The following is a 16849-nucleotide window of genomic DNA, read 5'->3' as shown; positions in this document are numbered from 1 at the left end:
GGGCAGTGGTGCGAAGCGCCGGCTGGGACGTGTCTGCGGAATGCTATCCCATCGATCTTCGGCCGAGCCCGGTCAGCCGCTTCGCGAAGGCGCGTGCCCCGCTCGAAACGTGGAGGTTCGCCCCGCCGAGGCTGGTGGGCGTGACCTCGACGCGCAGCCCCCAGCGGCGGGCGGAGAGCACTCCGGTGTCGGCGAGTCCGACGCGGACCGCCTTCGTCTCCGCGGTGCCGGTGGCGGCGCGGGCGTAGACCTTGACCGTGCCGTGGGCGAGCAGCGCCTTGAGCGGGATCTCGATGCGGAACCGCGTCGCGGCATTGGCAGCGGCGTCGGGTGAGTCGGCAGGTGTGTCGGCGGCGACGGGCAGAAGGTCCGCTGCGAACTCGGCGATGTCGTCATCGCCGCGGCGGAGGACGAACGTCAGCGCCGTGATGTCGGGGGCGGCGAGGAGAGCGGCAGCGCGGCCGTCGAGTGCGAGGCGGACTCCGGTGAGCTCAGCCCGGTCGACCTCGGCGACGACGAGGCGGCTGCGATTGCCGCGCCGGCTCACGGCTTCGACGAGGGCGGGGATTCCCGTGAAGAGGCTCCACACCCGCGCCCGGTTGAGGGGGCTGTAGAACTCGAAGAGCCTGGAGGGCAGGCAGAACTCGTCGACGAGCTTCTTCGACTCGGCGATCCACGGCAGGCGGAACTCCACGCGCCGACCGTCGAAGCTGTCGTTGAAGCGGTTGAGGGTGACCCGTCGGAACCAGTCGGCCATGGCCTCGCGGCGCAGTTCGGGCTCCCAGGGTCCCCAGGTCAGCGGGAGGAGGCTTTCGCGGATGCCCTGCGCGTGCAGCTCCGGAGCGGTGCCGGTCTGGCTGATGTGTCCCCCGCCGTGGTCGTAGACGAAGTAGTAGGTGCGGTCGGCGAGGATCGAGACCTTCGACGCCGCGGCGTAGGCGCGGAAGCAGAATTGGGCGTCCTCGAGCCTGATCTTGTGCGCGGGGAAGCGCAGCTCGTGGTCGGCGAGGAAGGACCGGCGGAACAGCTTGAAGGAGTAGTTCGACCGCACGAGGCGTCGGATGTCGCCCTCGTCCTGGGTCTCGGCGAAGACGTCGGCGTGGGTGTGCCGCCCTCCGCGTCCCTCGATCGTCACGAGCACGACGTCGCTGCCCTGCGCATCGGCGTAGGCGACGGCAGCTCCCAGGCAGTCGCCGTCGAGGCGGTCGTCGGCGTCGTGGAAGAACACATAGTCTCCGCGGGCCGCGTCCCGGCCGGTGTTGCGGGGACCGCCTGCCCAGCCGGAGTTCTCCTGGCGGATGACCCGCACATTCGGATGCCGGGCGGCCGCCTCGGCGAGGACCTGCGGTGTGTCGTCGGTCGACCCGTCGTCGACGACGATGACCTCCGTCAGTCCGTCGTCGCAGGTCTGGGCTGCAGCGATGTCGACGGCGGTCCGGACGTGGGAGGGGTTGTTGAAGACGGGGATGACGATCGAAAGGCGCACCGGGTCTGCTCCGGCCGTCTTCTCATTCACTTAGGGGGTTCTCCTCATGGCTGGGGATGAGATGAGGACTGGGGATCAGGAGTTGCTGAGCTCGGATTTGATCCTGGTCGTGGAGATCTCCGGGGTCCGCGAGAGGTAGACGACGTCGACCTTGTCCTTGAGGAAGTCGAATTCGCCTTCCCAGTCGTCGCCCATGACGAAGGTGTCGATGTGGTACTTGTCGACGTCGGTGGCCTTCTGCTCCCAGTTGTCCTCGGGGATGACGAGGTCGACGTAGCGGATGGCTTCGAGCATGCGCTTGCGGTCCTCGTAGGTGAAGTACGACTTCTTGCCCTTGCCTGCGTTGAATTCGTCGCTCGAGAGCGCGACGACGAGGTAGTCGCCCTGTTCCTTGGCCCGCTGCAGGAGCCGGATGTGGCCGTAGTGCAGCAGGTCGAACGTGCCATAGGTGATGACTCGACGCATGCGCGGTGTTTCCCAACTGTGAGGTGGAACTCGCGCCGGGCGCCGAGCTCCGAAAGATTTGAGGAGTTCACGGCGATTTTACCAGCGTGTCACTCGGACGCTGAATTCATGCCGCCTTCGCGCGGTGAGTAGTCAGCGCCCGAAGACAGCGCGTTCGAACTCGACGACGACGTCGGCGTTGTAGGCGTCGGGGTCGAATTCGGACGGCACGATCTCCCCGTTGAGGAATGCCCGCATCCCATCAGCAAGAGCGGAGACGTCGCGGTCGACGACGAGGCCGCCGCTGCCCTCCATCGCACTTGCCGCCGACCCGAATCGGGTGGTGACGACTGGGAGGCCGAGCACCCGAGCTTCGAGGATGACGATCGGCTGCCCCTCATAATCGCTCGAGAGCACGAAGCAGTCGCTGGCGGCCATCACGGCATAGGGATTGCGCAGACGACCGGTGAACTCGACGGCTCCGGAGACGCCGAGCGAGACCGCAAGCTGCCGCAGTTCCCCGGCGAGGGGCCCGTCGCCGATGATGACGAGCCGTACATTCGGGTCCTCGGCACTCACCTCGGCGAACGCCCTGAGCAAACGGGCTTGGTTCTTCTCCGGCGACAGCCGCCCGACGGTCACGAAAGTCTTGCCGCTGCCCTTCTCAAGCAGTCCTCCGAGGAGTTCCTGTCGGGAGGCTTCGGAGATCACCTCGCCCAACGAGTAGAGACTGCCCAGCTGCGCCACGGCTCCGGACAGACTGCGCACATCGATCGCTTCGGCCTCCGGGTCCGCCGCAGCCGAGCGTCCAGCGCCGCCGCGCACCCGCTCGCTGTCGATGACGTTGCGTGCGCTGACGAACTTCTCCGCGGCGGCGTACTCACCGAGGTTGGTCGCGTTGATCGCTCTGAGGTCAGGAGAGACCGACACGAGAGCGTCGAAGTGGTGGTAGAGCTTGAAGACTCCAGTGAGGTTGTTGAAATGCGGGCGCGCACCGTCGACCTCGCGCATCGCATCGGCTTCGAGATCGTTGTGGAGCCAGACGGCTCTGCGCGCTGCGGTGCTGTGCGCGACGATCCGCGCCCAGTAGGAGGAGTAGCCGCTGAAGTCGACGGCGGCATCGAACTCGGCGTGGCCGAACAGTCTGCGCCATTCCCGGCTCCACAGACCAGCATCGCGATTGCCCGCCGCCAGGTCATCGCTGGTCGACTCGTCGAACTCCTGCATGCTGCCGAGCAATGGCAGCTGCAGACTCCCCTGGTCGCGGATGACCTGACGGACATGGCCTGGGATGAGGGCGGCGTTGTCAAGCCGGTCGCCCTGCTTCGACCGATAATGCAGCGTCGTGATGTCGTATTTCTCCGGGTCCAGCTGGTGGAGGAGATTGAGCACCGATGAGGTGATTCCGTTGGTGATGAGTCCGCCGAGGTAGAGCATGAGCCGGATTCGCCCGTCCTCGAATCCGCGCAGCACCCGACGGTCCGATTCCCGACCGCCGAAGACGATGTCGAGGACGCGGGCGCTGGCTGCGCCGTCGTCGTGGGGTGTGAGCTCCGCAGCGAGACGCTCGTAGCGAGCTGCCGCACTGGGAAACGCCGCAGTGTCGGTCACCAGCTCCGTCACATCGCTGACAAGACTCTCGACGGTCTCGGACACGGGGCCGGGCAGCTCGTCGAGACCGAAGTAGATGCCGCGCTGGGTAGCGTATTTCTGCGCGTCGGGCACATGGAAAGCCACTGGTCGACCGGTCGCCAGGAAGTCGATGAAGATGCTCGAATAGTCCGACACGAGGAGGTCGGTGAGGGCGAGGACATCGTTGGCGGGAATGTCGTTGGGAATGAGGAAGTCAGCGAGTTCTGCGTCATCGATGAGTTGGTCGACGATGACCTGGTGGGCTTTGAGCAGCACAGTCCAGCCTTTGTCCGCGAGCGCCGACCGCAGCGCGACAAGAGTGCTCTTGAGTCGGGCCGCATCGGATTGGGGATTGTAGAACGATTCCCCGCGCCACGTCGGCGCATAGCAGAGCACCTTCCTGCCTGCTGTCTCGATCCCGTGTTCGCGCAGTTCCGCCCGAGCGCGGTCGCCTGCCTCAGATCCGAACATCTTGTCGGTGCGCGGATAACCCTCCTCGATGATCGCGCCGCGGAAGATGTTGCGCAGCTTGTAGGCGTTGAGGTACATCGTCTCGGTCATGAACGAACTCTGCGAGAGCAGATAATCCGCAGACATGAAGTTGCGCAGGACATTGCGTGCCCCGTCGGCCCCGTTCTCGATGTCATAGCCCATCTTCTTCAATGGCGTGCCGTGCCACACATTGAGATAGGTCTGCTCGGGACGTTTGATGAACTCGGCCGGAAACGTCGCGTTGTTGACGAGGAACTCGCTGGTTTCGAGAGCATCGAAGTATTTCCGCGAGCGGTGGCGGACGAAACTGACGCGCGGGTGCTTGGCGAACTCCGCTCGAATCGGTGAGTTCCACGCAGCGGTCGAGAGCACCCAGATGTGGCGATAGCCCACGTATTCGGGCGCATCGATCATGGTGCGGAACAGCGCCTCGGGATTGCAGAGTGCCCCGTTGCCGGCGAACGACTCCCACACCACGGTGTTCTCCTCGACGGGGCTGAGCAGAGCCTTCGCGAAGGCACGCGAGGTCAGCGCAGACGAGAGCGATCTGCGGTTCCGCTTCAACTGGCGCGACCAGGTGACCCGTTCCTTGCGCAGATAGGCAGCCATCGCCGGCGGCAGAGAGTCAAGGAGCAGTCGCTTTCCCGTGGTGCGGACGTTCATGCGCTCAGACTCTCCTCATCGTTCCACTTCTGCCGCATCATTGCGCACAGGTCTGATGCCGAACCGTCGAACGGCACCGTGGCTGATCTCGCCAAGATCTTAGTCGACGGAGGTCACTGAGGTCAGAGGCGGGTCACCCACGGAGTCACACGGTGGTCATCGACCGGCCAGTCGCATGTGGCCTCGTCAGCTCGTGCTGAGGTCGAGTTCTCGCCGCCGGGCGTCGATGACACGCTGTCCGGCCGCGACGAAGCGGCCGATCTGCGCTCCGGGAGAGGTGTCGCCGAGGTAGTGGCGGCTGAGTTCGGCCGCTTCACGGCTTTCGGCAGCGGCGATGAGTGCGGTCACCGAATCGACGTCCGGCCGCCGTTCCCTCCACGACACGGCACGGTCGAGCAGACCTCCGGGAAGCACCTCGGCGCGGGAGTCTGTGGGAGGGATCATGATCAGCGGCTTCTGCGTCGACAGCCAGTCGAAAGCCACGGATGACATCTCCGCGAATGCGACATCAGCAACCTGCAGCTGCCACGTGACGTCCGGCGTGGTGTCGACGAAGCCACGGGGATGTGCGTCGACGACGGCCTGCACCGCCTCGAGCGCGCGGGCGAAGTCATCGCGCATGAGACCGGTGCGGGGATGCGCTCGAAAGATCACGCGATATCCGGCGCTGAGGAGCTGTTCGACCACCGTCGCTCCGGTGTCCGGCATCGAGCCGTAGGCCATGCTCGACGAGTCGCCTTCCCAGGTCGGGGCATAGAACGCGACGGGACCGGCGGGAGCCGTCGCGGTGAATGTGCGCCATACAGCGGGAATCGTCGGTGCGCGGTCGAGCTGCGGGCGGCCGACATCGATGAGAGCTTGCTCGTCGAGTCCGTGGAGGATGGACCCGATGCGGTCCCTGGCTGCCTGTCCTGCCGTGAAGACGAAGTCGTAGGCCTTGAGCTGGTTGGAGATCATCGAGATCTTCTCGCTCTCTCCGTGACTGAGATGCACATGGGCGGGGACGGGAAATCTCAGCGCCTGGAAGTTCATCGTCGCCTGGTTGACGTAGAAGACGATGCGCAGGCTCGGTGAGGCGAAGAACTCGTCGAGCCCCTTGGTCAGTCGCGAGAATCGCACCGGCAGGTCGGTGCGCTTCGCGATCCGGCGCGCCACTCGCGGGTCGCGGACGATGATGCCGAAGGGTGACGGCCCCTCACCCGCCTCGACAAGCCTGTCGCGGAGCTGCTCGAACGGCCACAGCCACTGTTCGAGCTGGTAATCCGAATGGGGATCAGACCCGAAGTACGTTGCCGCAACGAACCGGTCGGCGGGGTCAGGTCGGAAGGCGTCGGGCAGTCGGGCCTCTTCGACCCGGCTGCCCATCACGTCGGTGCCGACTCGCGCCGCAGTGGAGAGGAATGTCCACCCACGGCGCAGAGTCTTCGAAGAAAGGGAGACCATGGATCCATTGTGCCTGGCGAAGATGGGTGTCCGAGTATAGTTGGCGAACAATCGCCCCCTGCTTTCGGCTGACAGCCGCCAACGTGAGAATCCGGAGTGGTCCCGATGGCACTATTCACCAGAACGCCGGACGTCACGATCGGGATCCCAGCCCACAACGCCGAGGCGCATCTGGAAACGTGTCTGCGCAGCATCGCCGCACAGACGATCGACACCAAGCGCATCGAGACGATCATCGTCGATGACGGGTCAACAGACGGCACAGCGGAAGAGGGCAGGCGACTGCTTGCGCAGCTGAAGCTGCGCGGCACTGTGCTCACCCAGGAGAACTCGGGCACACCGGCCAAGGGACGCAATGTCGCCCTCGACCAGGCCAAAGGCCGGTGGATCTACTTCGTCGATGTCGACGATCACCTCGGACCGCAAGCCCTCGACGCGATGACGACTTTGGGGCACTCGGACAGCGCCGATGTCGTCGTCGGCAGGTACGTCGGGGTCGGCAGGGGAGTCCCCAAAGTGATGTTCAAAGAGTCGCTCAGCCGCACCGACGCCCGCCAGACCCCACTCATCGATTCGCTCAACGTGCTCAAGATGTTCCGGACGGCGTTCGCACGCGATCTCGGCTACCGGTTCAATCCCGACCTGAGGATGGCCGAGGACCACCCGTTCGTGCTGTCCGCCTACGCCCGCACCGACCGCGTGGCCGTGCAGGCGGATGTCGACTGCTACTACTGGGTTCGACACACCACCGACTCGGCTGCGAAGGGCCATCTGACCGGGCACGTCCTTCCCGTCGACGAGTTCTACGCCTACATGTTCGAGTCGTTTGGAGTACTCGCGCGTGCGGCGGACCGGCGCCAGCCCTTCGCCGAATACCTTCACAATCGGTATTGGCACCGATTGCTGTCCTTCGATCTCCCGACTGAGATGCGCCGCAAGCGAACGCCCGCCGATCGTGACCGTTCGATCGCCGTCGCCAGACACATCATGGACGCAGAAGGCGCGGCCGACGCCGCGAACGAGTTCAACCTCAAATCGCGATCCATGCACCGGGCACTCGAGCTCGCCGATCGCGAGATGGTCGAATTCGTCGCGCAGCTTCTCAGGTAGGGCCCGTCGGAGTGCCCCATCAGCGCGGCTGGCGGCGCTGACTCCGGAAGCTTCCCACCGTCCCACCCCCGTCGAGTACCTTGGGGTGAGAGCCCAACCCAAGGAGATCCGATGGCCCCCTCACGCCGACTTCCCACTCCCCCGATCAACCGTCGACTCCGCGGGACCACGGGCGCGGGCCGGCCGGGGAACGCGAAACCGTCCGCCACCGGCAAGGGCGGGAACCGCGGACCGGAGGCGAGCGCCTCGGCGCCGGTGCTGCTGAGCCGACAGATCGTCGACAGTCAGCCGCAGCCGGTCTCCGTGACGACCTCCTTCGCCGAGGCGCTCGCGGCCTGCGCACCGCAGGGTCCGACCCAGCCGGGGACGATCACGCAGGTCATCGTCCCGCATTCGACGCCGGAGCTGCTCGCGGAGATCGCGACGACATGGGATCTCCACCCGGTGCTCGTCGACGACCTCTTCCACGCCGATCAGCGGCCGAAGGTCGAACGTTACGACGACGTCCTCTTCGTCGTCCTCATCTCCGCGCTCTACGTCGACGCCGAGGAGGAGGTCGACTTCAGCGAGTTCCATCTCCTCATGAAGGGCGACGACCTCGTCATCGTCTGCCAGGACGGCCGCTTCATCGACGGCATGCCGATTCCCTCGGACGTCCACGACCTCGAGGAGCACTTCTCCGATGCCGATCTCATCCGGAAGTCCGACAAGGCGCTGCTCTCGCTCGGCCCGGAGGCCCTCATCTACCGCCTGCTCGACGGTGTCGTCGACGGCTACTTTCCCGTCATCGACGGTCTGCAGGATGACAAGGACGGGATCGAACGCCAGGTCTTCAGCGGCGACCCCGCCGCAGCCGAGCGCATCTACCGCCTCAGCCAGGAGGTCATCGACGTCCTCCATGCCACGACCCACCTCAGTCGGCTCACTCAGGCGCTGAGCAACGGCGCGACGAAGTACGACATCCCCGAGGAGCTGCGCACCTACCTCAACGACGTCACCGACCACCTCACCCGGGTCCTCGCCGAGGCGGGGGAACTGCGCGAATCCCTCTCCCAGATCCTCAACGTCAACGCCACCCTCGTGGCCCAACGCCAGAACGAGGACATGAAGAAGATCTCCGGCTGGGCCGCGATCCTCTTCGCCCCCTCCCTCATCGGCGCGATCTACGGGATGAACTTCGCGAACATGCCCGAACTCAACTGGAGGTTCGGGTACCCGATGGCGCTGCTCCTCATGGTCGGTCTCAGCGTCACCCTCTACACGGTCTTCCGGGTGAAGAAGTGGATGTGACCGAATCGGTGCCAACGGATCTCAGCCGTCCCCTCCGGTCGGACTTAGACTGAAGTGGCATCATCCCTTGGCAAGTCCCCTTCATGAGGAGTTGAGATGACCACCTCACCCGAATCCCAGAACTTCCCCGACCCGAACCCTGACCCGAACCCCGCCGCCGACACCCCGCCGAACGACGGCTACCGCAACCCGGTCGACTCGACGCGCTCCCTGCTCACCGAGCTCGGCAAGGGCGTGTTCTGGGTCGTCATGCTCCGCGGCATCCTCGCGATCGTCTTCGGCATCCTCGTCTTCGCCGCCCCGGACGCCGTGGCCCTGGTCATCGGCATCTGGATCGGTGCGTGGCTCTTCGTCGACGGCATCCTCACCATCGTCAACGCGAACACCGCCCGCAAGGCCGGGCTGTCGTGGGGGTGGGAGCTGACCGCCGGCATCATCTTCATCATCGTCGGCCTCCTCATCTTCATCGCCCCGCTCGCGTTCGCCATGCTCTCCGGCGTCCTGGTGCTGTGGTTCATGGCCTTCGGCATGCTGCTGCGCGGCATCTTCAGCCTCGCCTCGAAGTCGTACCGCGGCTGGTCGAAGCTCCTCGGCGTCATCGACATCATCTTCGCGATCATCCTCATGATCGTCGTCTTCACCTCACCGGCGGCCGCCGTGACCGCCCTGCTCTGGGTGATCGGCGTCTACGCGATCCTCTTCGGCATCTTCCTCATCGTCATGGCGTTCATGGCCCGCTCCCAGGCCAAGCGCGCGATGCAGGGCTGAAGGCACCGGAAACCCACAGTCGCCTGCTGAGACAGAGAGAAGATGATCAGCACCAACAAATCACCAATGCGACGCTTCACCCTCACCGCGGCAGCGACGATGTTCACCCTCGTCGCTGCCGCGGGGTGCGCGACCTCCGCACCGGAGACAGCGGCTGACCCTGGTCCGACAGGAGACGCCGCGACCAGTGACACCGCCTCCGTCGCGGACCTGTCCTCCCCAGTGACGATCTCGCACCGCGGTGGGGCCCTCGTCTACCCGGAGGAGTCGATGGAGGGCTTCACCGCCTCGGCGCGGGACGGATTCCTCCCCGAGATGGACATCCAGTTCCTCTCCGACGGCACCCCCGTGCTCATCCACGACGACACCGCGGACCGCACGCTCAACGGCGCCACCGGCCCGATCCGGGATCTCACCCTCGAGCAGTGGGACGCTGCGACGATCGCGAACCCGACGGGCGGGGCGCCCGCGGAAACGGTCACGCTCACCGAGCTGCTCGACGAACTCGGCGGCGAGGTCGTCCTCGTGCCCGAGATCAAGCCCGGGGCCACCTCGGCGGAGGTCGACTCCGTCCTCGACGAATTCACCGATCGCGGACTCACCGCCTCCCTCATCGTCCAGTCCTTCGACTTCGACACGGCCGTGACGGTCGCCGACCGCGGCTTCACCTCCCTCTACCTCTTCGACGGCGCTCTGCCGGATCAGTCTCCGGAGCAGATCGCCAAGGCGGGGATCACCTGGGTGGGCCCGAACAAGTCGCTGCCTGCCGACGACGTCGCCGCCCTCGCCGGTGCGGGACTGCAGGTGGCCCCGTACGGGCTGAAGAGCGCCGAGGATGTCGCCGCACTGCCCGACGGCGTCGCCGGCTGGTTCACCGACGACCCGTGGGACGAGTGAGCGCGACCGCCCGTTCCGCGAGGTGAGCCCCACGCTCCCGGCGACCTGAGCGGGAGTACAGTGTGGATTCGTGAGCCCCGAGACCGACCCTGCCGAGAATCCCCCGGAGAACCGCCCCTCCCCCACCCGGCCGCCGCTGGCGGTCTCCCTCGTAGCGTTCGTCAGCAGCTTCGACCGGTTCGCGATCAGTCCCCTCCTCGTCCTCGTCGCCGCCGACCTCGGCGTCACCCTCGCCCAAGCACTCGCGGTGGCCAGCGCGTACTACCTCGCCTACGGGGTGAGCCAGCCGCTGTGGGGGATGCTCTCGGACCGCATCGGGCGGATCCGCCTCATGCGCGCCAGCCTCATCGCCGCAGCACTCGTCGGCATCGTCGCAGCACTCGCGCCCACCCTCACCGTCCTCATCATCGCCCGCACCTTGGGCGGCGCGTTCTACGGCGCGATCGTCCCGACCTCGCTGACGTACGTCGGCGACACCGTCGATGAGCGGCACCGGCAGCCGGCGCTGGCCGATCTCATGGCCGCGATCGCCGTCGGCACGGCGGTCGCCACGGCCCTGGCCGGGATCATCGCCGACCTCCTCGACTGGCGGGTCGTCTTCGCGATCACCTCGGTGCTCGCGATCCTCTCCGTCCTCGGCCTCGCCCGCGCTCCCGAGGCGCCCCAGGCCCCGCGGGCGGGCATGCTGACGACGATCGGAATGGCCTTGGGCAACCGGTGGGTGCTCGTCGTCATCGCCCTCGTCTTCGTCGAGGGCGCCGTCGTCCTCGGCGTCCTCACGCTCCTCGCCCCCGCCCTCCAGTCCCTCGGGATCGGCGCGGCGATCGCCGGGCTCGCGACCGCCGCCTACGGTGTCGGCGTCATCCTCACCAGCCGCCTCATCAGACTCCTCGCCCCGCGCCTGGCGATGCCGCTGCTCATGGCCATCGGCGGCACCGCGGCGACCGTCGGCTTCGCCGTCCTCGCCCTCCACCTCTCCATCGTCACGGTCATCATCGCCGCCCTCCTCCTCGGCACGACGTGGTCATTCCTCCACTCGTCCCTGCAGACATGGTCGACGACGGTCCTCCCCCAGGCCCGCGGCACCGTCGTCTCCCTCTTCGCCGGCTTCCTCTTCGCCGGCAGCGCCTTCGGAGCCTGGGCCGGCGGCTACCTCGGCGAGCACGGGGAGTGGACTCTGCTCTTCACTCTCACCGCGGGCATCGCCCTCGCCCTCACCGCGGTCGTCGTCATCGCCCGCCGCACGTACGAAAGCCCCCGCCGAGTCTGAGACTCATGCAGGGGCCCCCGTGAGGGCAACCGGCGCCGAGGCGGTCCGTCCTCCCGGCTCAACCGGGCTGGGACTCGGGGTCCGTCACCGGTCGCGGACCACCTCGGCGAGGACGCGCCTGGCCGTCGTGATGCCGGTTTCGATGGCCCCGTCGACAACGACGCCGTTCCAGCCCCTCGCGTAGTCGGCACCGGCGAAGTACATCGCCGTGTCGGTGTCGGCGAAGCGCGACCAGCCGTCGATGAACTGGCCGGACTTCAGCGTCGCCCACGTCTGCCCGCTCCACTGGTCGGCCACCCAGTCGTGGCCGTCGGCGCCGAGCACGACGATGTCGTCGCGCCACTGCCGCATGATCTCCTGCACCTGGTCCGTGTCCGTGAGGTCGATGGCGGTGTGGTCGTTGCCGAAGCCGACCATGATCGTCGTGCCGTCGTCGAGGAAGTACTCGCTCTTGATCATCGCCAGCGGCCCGCCCTTCGGGGCCGTGGCGATGAATGAGTGGTGGCCGTCGATCTTGATCCAGATCTTCGATCCGACGCTGTTCGTCTTCTCGTCGGCGATCTCCTGCAGCGGGGCCGGCAGGGCGGGTGAGAACTCGATCGTGTTGATCGCCCCGATCGGAGTGGTGACGATGACGGCGTCGCCCTCGACGGTCGAGCCGTCGGCAAGCGTGAGCCGAGCGCCGTTCTCATGCTCGACCTTCGTCACCGGCGTCGAGAGGTGGATGGGGCACGTGAGGTCGGCGGCGAGCGCCTCGTAGAGTCCGCGCATGCCGTTCTTCAGCTTGAACTCGAGCGTCTGCTCGTCGAGGAGGTCGAGCCGGTGGTCCGACAGCGCGGCCCAGTGCTTGGCCATGAGCGGCGAGGCGGTCTCGAGCGGACCCTGATACGCCGCAGACCAGTAGGCGTCGCAGAGGTCGATCTCCTCCTGTGAGAACTCCCCGTCGCGGAGGACGTCGAGGACGCCTCCCTCATCGGCGGCCCGGAACTGCTCGACCACCTCGGCGGGGCCGTCGTAGCGGTCGCTGAGGACGTAGAGCGGGTCGTGCGGGTAGGGGAATAGCTCACGGGAGCCCTCGAAGATCTTCTTCTGCGGCCGGTCGAGGACCTCGTTCATCCGCTCCTTCGGGCCCTCGACGAGGCTGCCGTCAGTGATCCAGAACGCGCGGTCGTAGTCGGGGCTGGGGTGGATCTCCTGACCGTAGCGAGCGATCTCCGACCACACGAACGGCTGCATCCAGTGCACCCATGTGGCCCCGAGTTCGAGCGGCCGACCGAGCCGCTCGTCGGTCCAGGCGCGGCCGCCGATCCGGTCGCGGGCTTCGAAGATCTCCACCTCCACACCTGCGGTCTGCAGTTCGCGCGCTGCGATGAGGCCGGAGAATCCGGCACCGACGATGAGAATCTTCTTTGACATACCCGGGGCACTCCTTGTCTGCAGCCGACCGAGACGCCTGCCGTCATCTGGTGACCGGCACGTCCGCGCTCGGCGGATCGTCGGCAGCTGTCGCTGCCTGAGTCCATCCTCGCCGAGGCGGGGGCACCGGTCCTTGTGTGCGCGTGCACGATCCTTGGCCGAGCGTGCACGGTGGGGCGGCGGACGAGGAGTGGTGGCGGTGATCGGTGGGGCGGTGGCCGGTGTCAGTGCCCGGTGCGGACGCGAGGCCTCAGTGCGAGGCCGCGAGGCCGGCGACGAGGGTGGAGAAGGCCGCGAGCTCCTCGTCGGGGTCGGCCTCGCCGGTGGCAATGGCGATCGCGGCCTCCCGGATGGCGCCGACGAGGAGGGTGGCCACGGCCTCGGGAACGATGGCCTCCCGCAGCCGACCCGCGGCCTGGGCCTGCGCGAGGGTGTCGGCGATCATCGCCCGACTGGTCCCGGAGCCGATGCCGCGGGACTCCCCGGCAGAGATGAAGGCCGGTCCGGAGACGTTGTAGAAGTGGCCGCTGCCGGAGTTCGCGGCGAAGTCGAACATCGCCCGGGCGTGTGCGGTGAGCTCCTCGGTCCACACGCTCACCGCAGCGATCTCCGCGGTCGTGCGGGCGACGATCGTCCGCCCGATCTCCGCATACGCGGCGGACACGAGCTCGGCGAGACCTCCGGGGAAATGCGCATAGACGGTTCCCCGCGACACTCCGGCCGCCGTCGCGATCCTCTCGATCGTCAGACGGTCGAAGCCCTGCGCGTCGATGACCTCGAGCACGCCCGCCACGAGGTCCTCGCGGGTCTGCACTCGGCGCCGCTCCCGCAGACTGGGGGCGGCGTCACCGGTGTCGGTCGCACTGTTCACGCCTCGATCCTCTCACAGCGGACGGATCGCGACCGACCCCTGGATGGATTGCCAGTTCATGTTCTATACTCCGAGTATAAATTTACGATTGGCCCCGTTCGCCACAGCGCGACACCTGACAGAGCGACCGAAGGAGACAGCGATGTCGAGGACGGCCCAGCCCGAACCGCAGCCCAGCACCGGCCCCTCCGCCGTGGAGGCCGAATCCCCGGCGACCGACGCCGAGTCCGTATCCGACACGGAATCCGCGGCCGTCGCGGGGGCGGCGGAGCTCGCCGCGGAGTCCCTGGCCGCATTCGGCCTGCCGGAGTCGACGGCGCTGCGCCTGCTCAAACACCGGGAGAACAGCGTCTTCGGACTCGAGCACGCGGGCACCTCCTACGTCCTCCGGGTCCACCGGCAGGGCTATCACAGCGATGCCGAACTCGCGCGGGAACTCGAGTTCGTCGGCAGCCTCGCCGGTCGCGGCGTCCCGGTGCCGCGGTTCGTGCCGGTCTCCGATGCACAGAGCTTCGTCCACGTCGGTCACGGCCACCGCCTCGGCGTCCATCAGGTCGACCTCCAATTCCACATCGCCAACGAGGGGAACTTCGGTGACGAGCAGACGGCCTTCGACGGGACCGCTGCGCACGAACCGGAGGACTTCGACCGCCTCGGCGAGCTCATCGGAGACGTCCACGACGCCACCGTGGCCTCCGGGTTCGCCGTCGACGACGATCGCCCGTGCTGGGATGCCGAGGGGCTCGTCGGGGAGGCCGCTCTGTGGGGCGCCCCGCTGCGCGTGCGCGAGCTGCACGCGCCGGAGAACTCCGCGGCGCTGACCACGCTCACCGAGGCGATCGCCGACATCCGCACGGTCCTCGCCGACTACGGCGTCGGGCCGCAGCGGTTCGGACCGATCCACGCCGACCTCACCCCGGAGAACGTGCTGCGCACGAGCGCGGGTCTCGTCCTCATCGACTTCGACGACTTCGCCGCCGGCTGGCACCTCTTCGACCTCGCGACCGCCCTCTACTTCTTCACGCGCCATCCGCGGGCCGCGGAGTACCAGGCCGCACTCTTCGCCGGCTACCAGCGCCGACGCCCGCTCAATGCCGCGGATCTCGCGGCCTTCCCGGCCCTCCTCGTCGCTCGCGGGCTCACCTATCTCGGGTGGTCCGCCGATCGTCGCGGCGAGCCGGCAGCGGAGTTCCACGTCCACACCGTCCTCCCCCACCTCGTCGACCTCGCCGCCGCGTTCGTCGCCGACCGAAGCTCCGGAGCCCACCGATGACCGACCTCCTCACCCGCCGCCACGCCACCCTGGGGCCCTATTCGCCGCTGTTCTACGACGAACCGCTCGAGTTCGTCTCGGCCAAGGGGGTGTGGTTCACCGATGTCCATGGTCAGCGCTACCTCGACGGGTACAACAACGTCCCCCATGTCGGGCATGCCAACGATCGCGTCGTCGATGCGCTGTGTGAGCAGGCGCGCACGCTCAACGTCCACACGCGCTATCTCAACGCCCGCGTCGTCGACTATGCGGAGGCGCTGCTGGCGACCTTCGAGGAGCGGCTCAATCGGGTGTTCTTCGGCAATTCGGGGTCCGAGGCCAATGAGCTCGCCCTGCGGATCAGTCGCCAGCTGACCGGGGCGACGGGCCTCATCGTCTCCGACTTCAGCTACCACGGGACGACGATCGCGCTGGCGGAGATGACGACGGGGCTGGCGACCGGGGAGGGACTCGGTCCGCACGTGCGCACGCTGCGCATCCCCGACCTCGACACCGATGAGCGCGACGCCGCCGAGGTGCTCGCCGCCACGCTCGCCGACCTCGATGCCGCGATCGCCTCGCTTCAGGAGGCCGGATACGGGGTGTCCGCGTGCCTCTTCGACTGGCTGTTCTCGACCGAGGGGATGCCGCGTCTGCCCGAGGGGCTCGTGACCGGGATCGCCGAGAGCGTGCGGGCCGCGGGCGGATTGGTCATCGCCGACGAGGTGCAGTCCGGGTTCGGGCGCACCGGCACCCACATGTGGGGTTATCAGCGGGTCGGCCTCGTCCCCGACCTCGTCACCCTGGGCAAGCCGATCGGCAACGGCCACCCGATGTCCGCCGTCATCACCACCGCCGAGGTGATGGATGCGTTCGGTCCCCGCAACGAGTTCTTCAACACCTTCGCCGGCAATCCCGTGTCCGCGGCCGTCGGGCAGGCCGTGCTCGAGGAGATGGCGGAGAAGGAGCTCATGGAGCGCGCCCGCATCCTCGGCGCCGAGGCGAAGGTACGGCTCGAGGAGTACGCCGACCGCTTCGACTTCATCCGCACCGCGCGGGGCGCTGGCATGTTCCTCGGCCTCGACTTCGCCGTCGACGGCACCCCTGCCCCCGACCTGACGAAGCAGGTCGTCGAAGCGATGAAGGCCAAGCACGTCGTCATCTCCCGGATCGGTCGCGACGACAACGTGCTCAAGGTCCGCCCGCCGCTCGCCTTCAGCGCAGCCGAGCTGCCCCTGCTCCTCGACGCCCTCGGGGAGTCCCTCGACGAAGTGGAGGTGTGAGCGCCCCTCACCACGGGTTGGCCAGCTGCCACTGCTTCCGCCAATAGCTGTCGCCGACGTAGTGCGACTTCCCCGGCCGGCAGCCGCGCAGACTCGCGTTCGCGCCGAGCCACGCGCGCACCATGGGAGCCGCCTCGTCCATCCGCTCCGCCCAGTCGTCGAGGACGAGGAGCAGCGTCGCCCCGTCGTCGGCGGTGAGCAGACACGAGTAGCGCGGCAGTCCGGACGTGTTCTGCGAATGCGTGTAGGCGACGGTGTCGCACCCGGTCGTGAGGGTAAACCGGATGTACTCCCCCGACACCGCTGAGCACAGCGCCTTGAAGTCCTGGTAGTCAGTGAGCCACTCCGGCACCCGATATTCGTTCATGCGTTCTATTATGCGCTCAGGGACTGACATCGGCCAGAGCGCTTCTGACCGCGCTCCGATACACAGTGTCGGCAGGCGACAGATGGCGGACGACGGCTGGGAAATCCGCCGCATTCGGCGGTTGTCGCCCCAGGCGCCGCCGTGGATCGTGGAGGGTGAGACCGT

At 67.3% G+C, this 16849-nt stretch carries 14 protein-coding genes; 7 read left to right on the top strand and 7 right to left on the bottom strand.

Going from position 1 to position 16849, the window contains the following annotated elements:
• Positions 1-43: 43 nt before the first annotated feature.
• The 4 genes from ABD154_RS01265 to ABD154_RS01250 form a co-directional block, all read right to left on the bottom strand.
• The gene (locus tag ABD154_RS01265) at positions 44-1516 is read right to left on the bottom strand and encodes a glycosyltransferase family 2 protein (RefSeq protein ID WP_344249537.1); all 1473 of its coding nucleotides are present in this window, start codon (positions 1514-1516) and stop codon (positions 44-46) included.
• Positions 1517-1561: 45 nt separating this feature from the next.
• On the bottom strand, positions 1562-1951 hold the full coding sequence (gene tagD / locus ABD154_RS01260; protein ID WP_137824328.1) for a glycerol-3-phosphate cytidylyltransferase: 390 nt from the start codon (positions 1949-1951) through the stop codon (positions 1562-1564).
• A 132-nt stretch (positions 1952-2083) separates the two neighbouring features.
• Positions 2084-4717, bottom strand: coding sequence for a CDP-glycerol glycerophosphotransferase family protein (locus tag ABD154_RS01255; protein WP_344249535.1), 2634 nt, complete (start codon positions 4715-4717; stop codon positions 2084-2086).
• A 186-nt stretch (positions 4718-4903) separates the two neighbouring features.
• Positions 4904-6160, bottom strand: coding sequence for a CDP-glycerol glycerophosphotransferase family protein (locus tag ABD154_RS01250; protein WP_344249533.1), 1257 nt, complete (start codon positions 6158-6160; stop codon positions 4904-4906).
• A 105-nt stretch (positions 6161-6265) separates the two neighbouring features.
• On the opposite strand from ABD154_RS01250, the gene ABD154_RS01245 reads away from it, so the two are divergent.
• The 5 genes from ABD154_RS01245 (at position 6266) to ABD154_RS01225 (ending at position 11495) form a co-directional block, all read left to right on the top strand.
• Positions 6266-7270, top strand: a complete 1005-nt coding sequence (locus ABD154_RS01245) for a glycosyltransferase family 2 protein (RefSeq protein ID WP_344249531.1) — start codon at positions 6266-6268, stop codon at positions 7268-7270.
• Positions 7271-7381: 111 nt separating this feature from the next.
• Positions 7382-8560 (top strand): magnesium and cobalt transport protein CorA, encoded by a 1179-nt coding sequence (locus ABD154_RS01240; protein ID WP_344249529.1) that lies wholly within the window; start codon positions 7382-7384, stop codon positions 8558-8560.
• A gap of 96 nt (positions 8561-8656) precedes the next feature.
• Complete coding sequence (locus ABD154_RS01235) at positions 8657-9328, top strand: HdeD family acid-resistance protein (protein ID WP_344249527.1); 672 nt, start codon at positions 8657-8659, stop codon at positions 9326-9328.
• A gap of 66 nt (positions 9329-9394) precedes the next feature.
• Complete coding sequence (locus tag ABD154_RS01230) at positions 9395-10225, top strand: glycerophosphodiester phosphodiesterase (protein WP_344249525.1); 831 nt, start codon at positions 9395-9397, stop codon at positions 10223-10225.
• A 70-nt stretch (positions 10226-10295) separates the two neighbouring features.
• Positions 10296-11495 (top strand): MFS transporter, encoded by a 1200-nt coding sequence (locus tag ABD154_RS01225; RefSeq protein ID WP_344249523.1) that lies wholly within the window; start codon positions 10296-10298, stop codon positions 11493-11495.
• An 84-nt stretch (positions 11496-11579) separates the two neighbouring features.
• Here ABD154_RS01225 and ABD154_RS01220 read toward each other — a convergent pair whose 3' ends face one another.
• Both ABD154_RS01220 and ABD154_RS01215 read right to left on the bottom strand, forming a co-directional pair.
• Positions 11580-12911: an NAD(P)/FAD-dependent oxidoreductase gene (locus ABD154_RS01220; protein ID WP_344249521.1), complete on the bottom strand. Its 1332-nt coding sequence runs from the start codon at positions 12909-12911 to the stop codon at positions 11580-11582.
• Positions 12912-13161: 250 nt separating this feature from the next.
• Positions 13162-13782: a TetR/AcrR family transcriptional regulator gene (locus ABD154_RS01215; RefSeq protein ID WP_344249519.1), complete on the bottom strand. Its 621-nt coding sequence runs from the start codon at positions 13780-13782 to the stop codon at positions 13162-13164.
• A 142-nt stretch (positions 13783-13924) separates the two neighbouring features.
• Here ABD154_RS01215 and ABD154_RS01210 point away from each other — a divergent pair, with 142 nt between their 5' ends.
• On the top strand, positions 13925-15055 hold the full coding sequence (locus ABD154_RS01210) for a phosphotransferase enzyme family protein (RefSeq protein ID WP_344249517.1): 1131 nt from the start codon (positions 13925-13927) through the stop codon (positions 15053-15055).
• The gene (locus tag ABD154_RS01205; RefSeq protein WP_344249515.1) at positions 15052-16317 is read left to right on the top strand and encodes an aspartate aminotransferase family protein; all 1266 of its coding nucleotides are present in this window, start codon (positions 15052-15054) and stop codon (positions 16315-16317) included. Before ABD154_RS01210 ends, ABD154_RS01205 begins: the two co-directional genes overlap by 4 nt.
• Before the next feature lie 7 nt (positions 16318-16324).
• On the opposite strand, the gene ABD154_RS01200 is transcribed toward ABD154_RS01205, so the two are convergent.
• Entirely contained in the window at positions 16325-16684 is a 360-nt protein-coding gene (locus tag ABD154_RS01200) for a hypothetical protein (protein WP_344249513.1), read from the bottom strand.
• Between the last annotated feature and the right edge of the window lie 165 nt (positions 16685-16849).

The sequence above is a fragment of the Brevibacterium sanguinis genome, from assembly GCF_039528855.1.
GTDB lineage: Bacteria > Actinomycetota > Actinomycetes > Actinomycetales > Brevibacteriaceae > Brevibacterium > Brevibacterium sanguinis.
This window is presented reverse-complemented; position numbering and strand designations above follow the sequence as displayed.

Bases quoted from the DNA above. Each gene is read 5' to 3' on its own strand.
- tagD (WP_137824328.1), bottom strand. From the start codon at position 1,951: ATGCGTCGAGTCATCACCTATGGCACGTTCGACCTGCTGCACTACGGC.
- ABD154_RS01255 (WP_344249535.1), bottom strand. From the start codon at position 4,717: ATGAACGTCCGCACCACGGGAAAGCGACTGCTCCTTGACTCTCTGCCG.
- ABD154_RS01250 (WP_344249533.1), bottom strand. From the start codon at position 6,160: ATGGTCTCCCTTTCTTCGAAGACTCTGCGCCGTGGGTGGACATTCCTC.
- ABD154_RS01245 (WP_344249531.1), top strand. From the start codon at position 6,266: ATGGCACTATTCACCAGAACGCCGGACGTCACGATCGGGATCCCAGCC.
- ABD154_RS01240 (WP_344249529.1), top strand. From the start codon at position 7,382: ATGGCCCCCTCACGCCGACTTCCCACTCCCCCGATCAACCGTCGACTC.
- ABD154_RS01235 (WP_344249527.1), top strand. From the start codon at position 8,657: ATGACCACCTCACCCGAATCCCAGAACTTCCCCGACCCGAACCCTGAC.
- ABD154_RS01230 (WP_344249525.1), top strand. From the start codon at position 9,395: ATGCGACGCTTCACCCTCACCGCGGCAGCGACGATGTTCACCCTCGTC.
- ABD154_RS01220 (WP_344249521.1), bottom strand. From the start codon at position 12,911: ATGTCAAAGAAGATTCTCATCGTCGGTGCCGGATTCTCCGGCCTCATC.
- ABD154_RS01210 (WP_344249517.1), top strand. From the start codon at position 13,925: ATGTCGAGGACGGCCCAGCCCGAACCGCAGCCCAGCACCGGCCCCTCC.
- ABD154_RS01205 (WP_344249515.1), top strand. From the start codon at position 15,052: ATGACCGACCTCCTCACCCGCCGCCACGCCACCCTGGGGCCCTATTCG.
- ABD154_RS01200 (WP_344249513.1), bottom strand. From the start codon at position 16,684: ATGAACGAATATCGGGTGCCGGAGTGGCTCACTGACTACCAGGACTTC.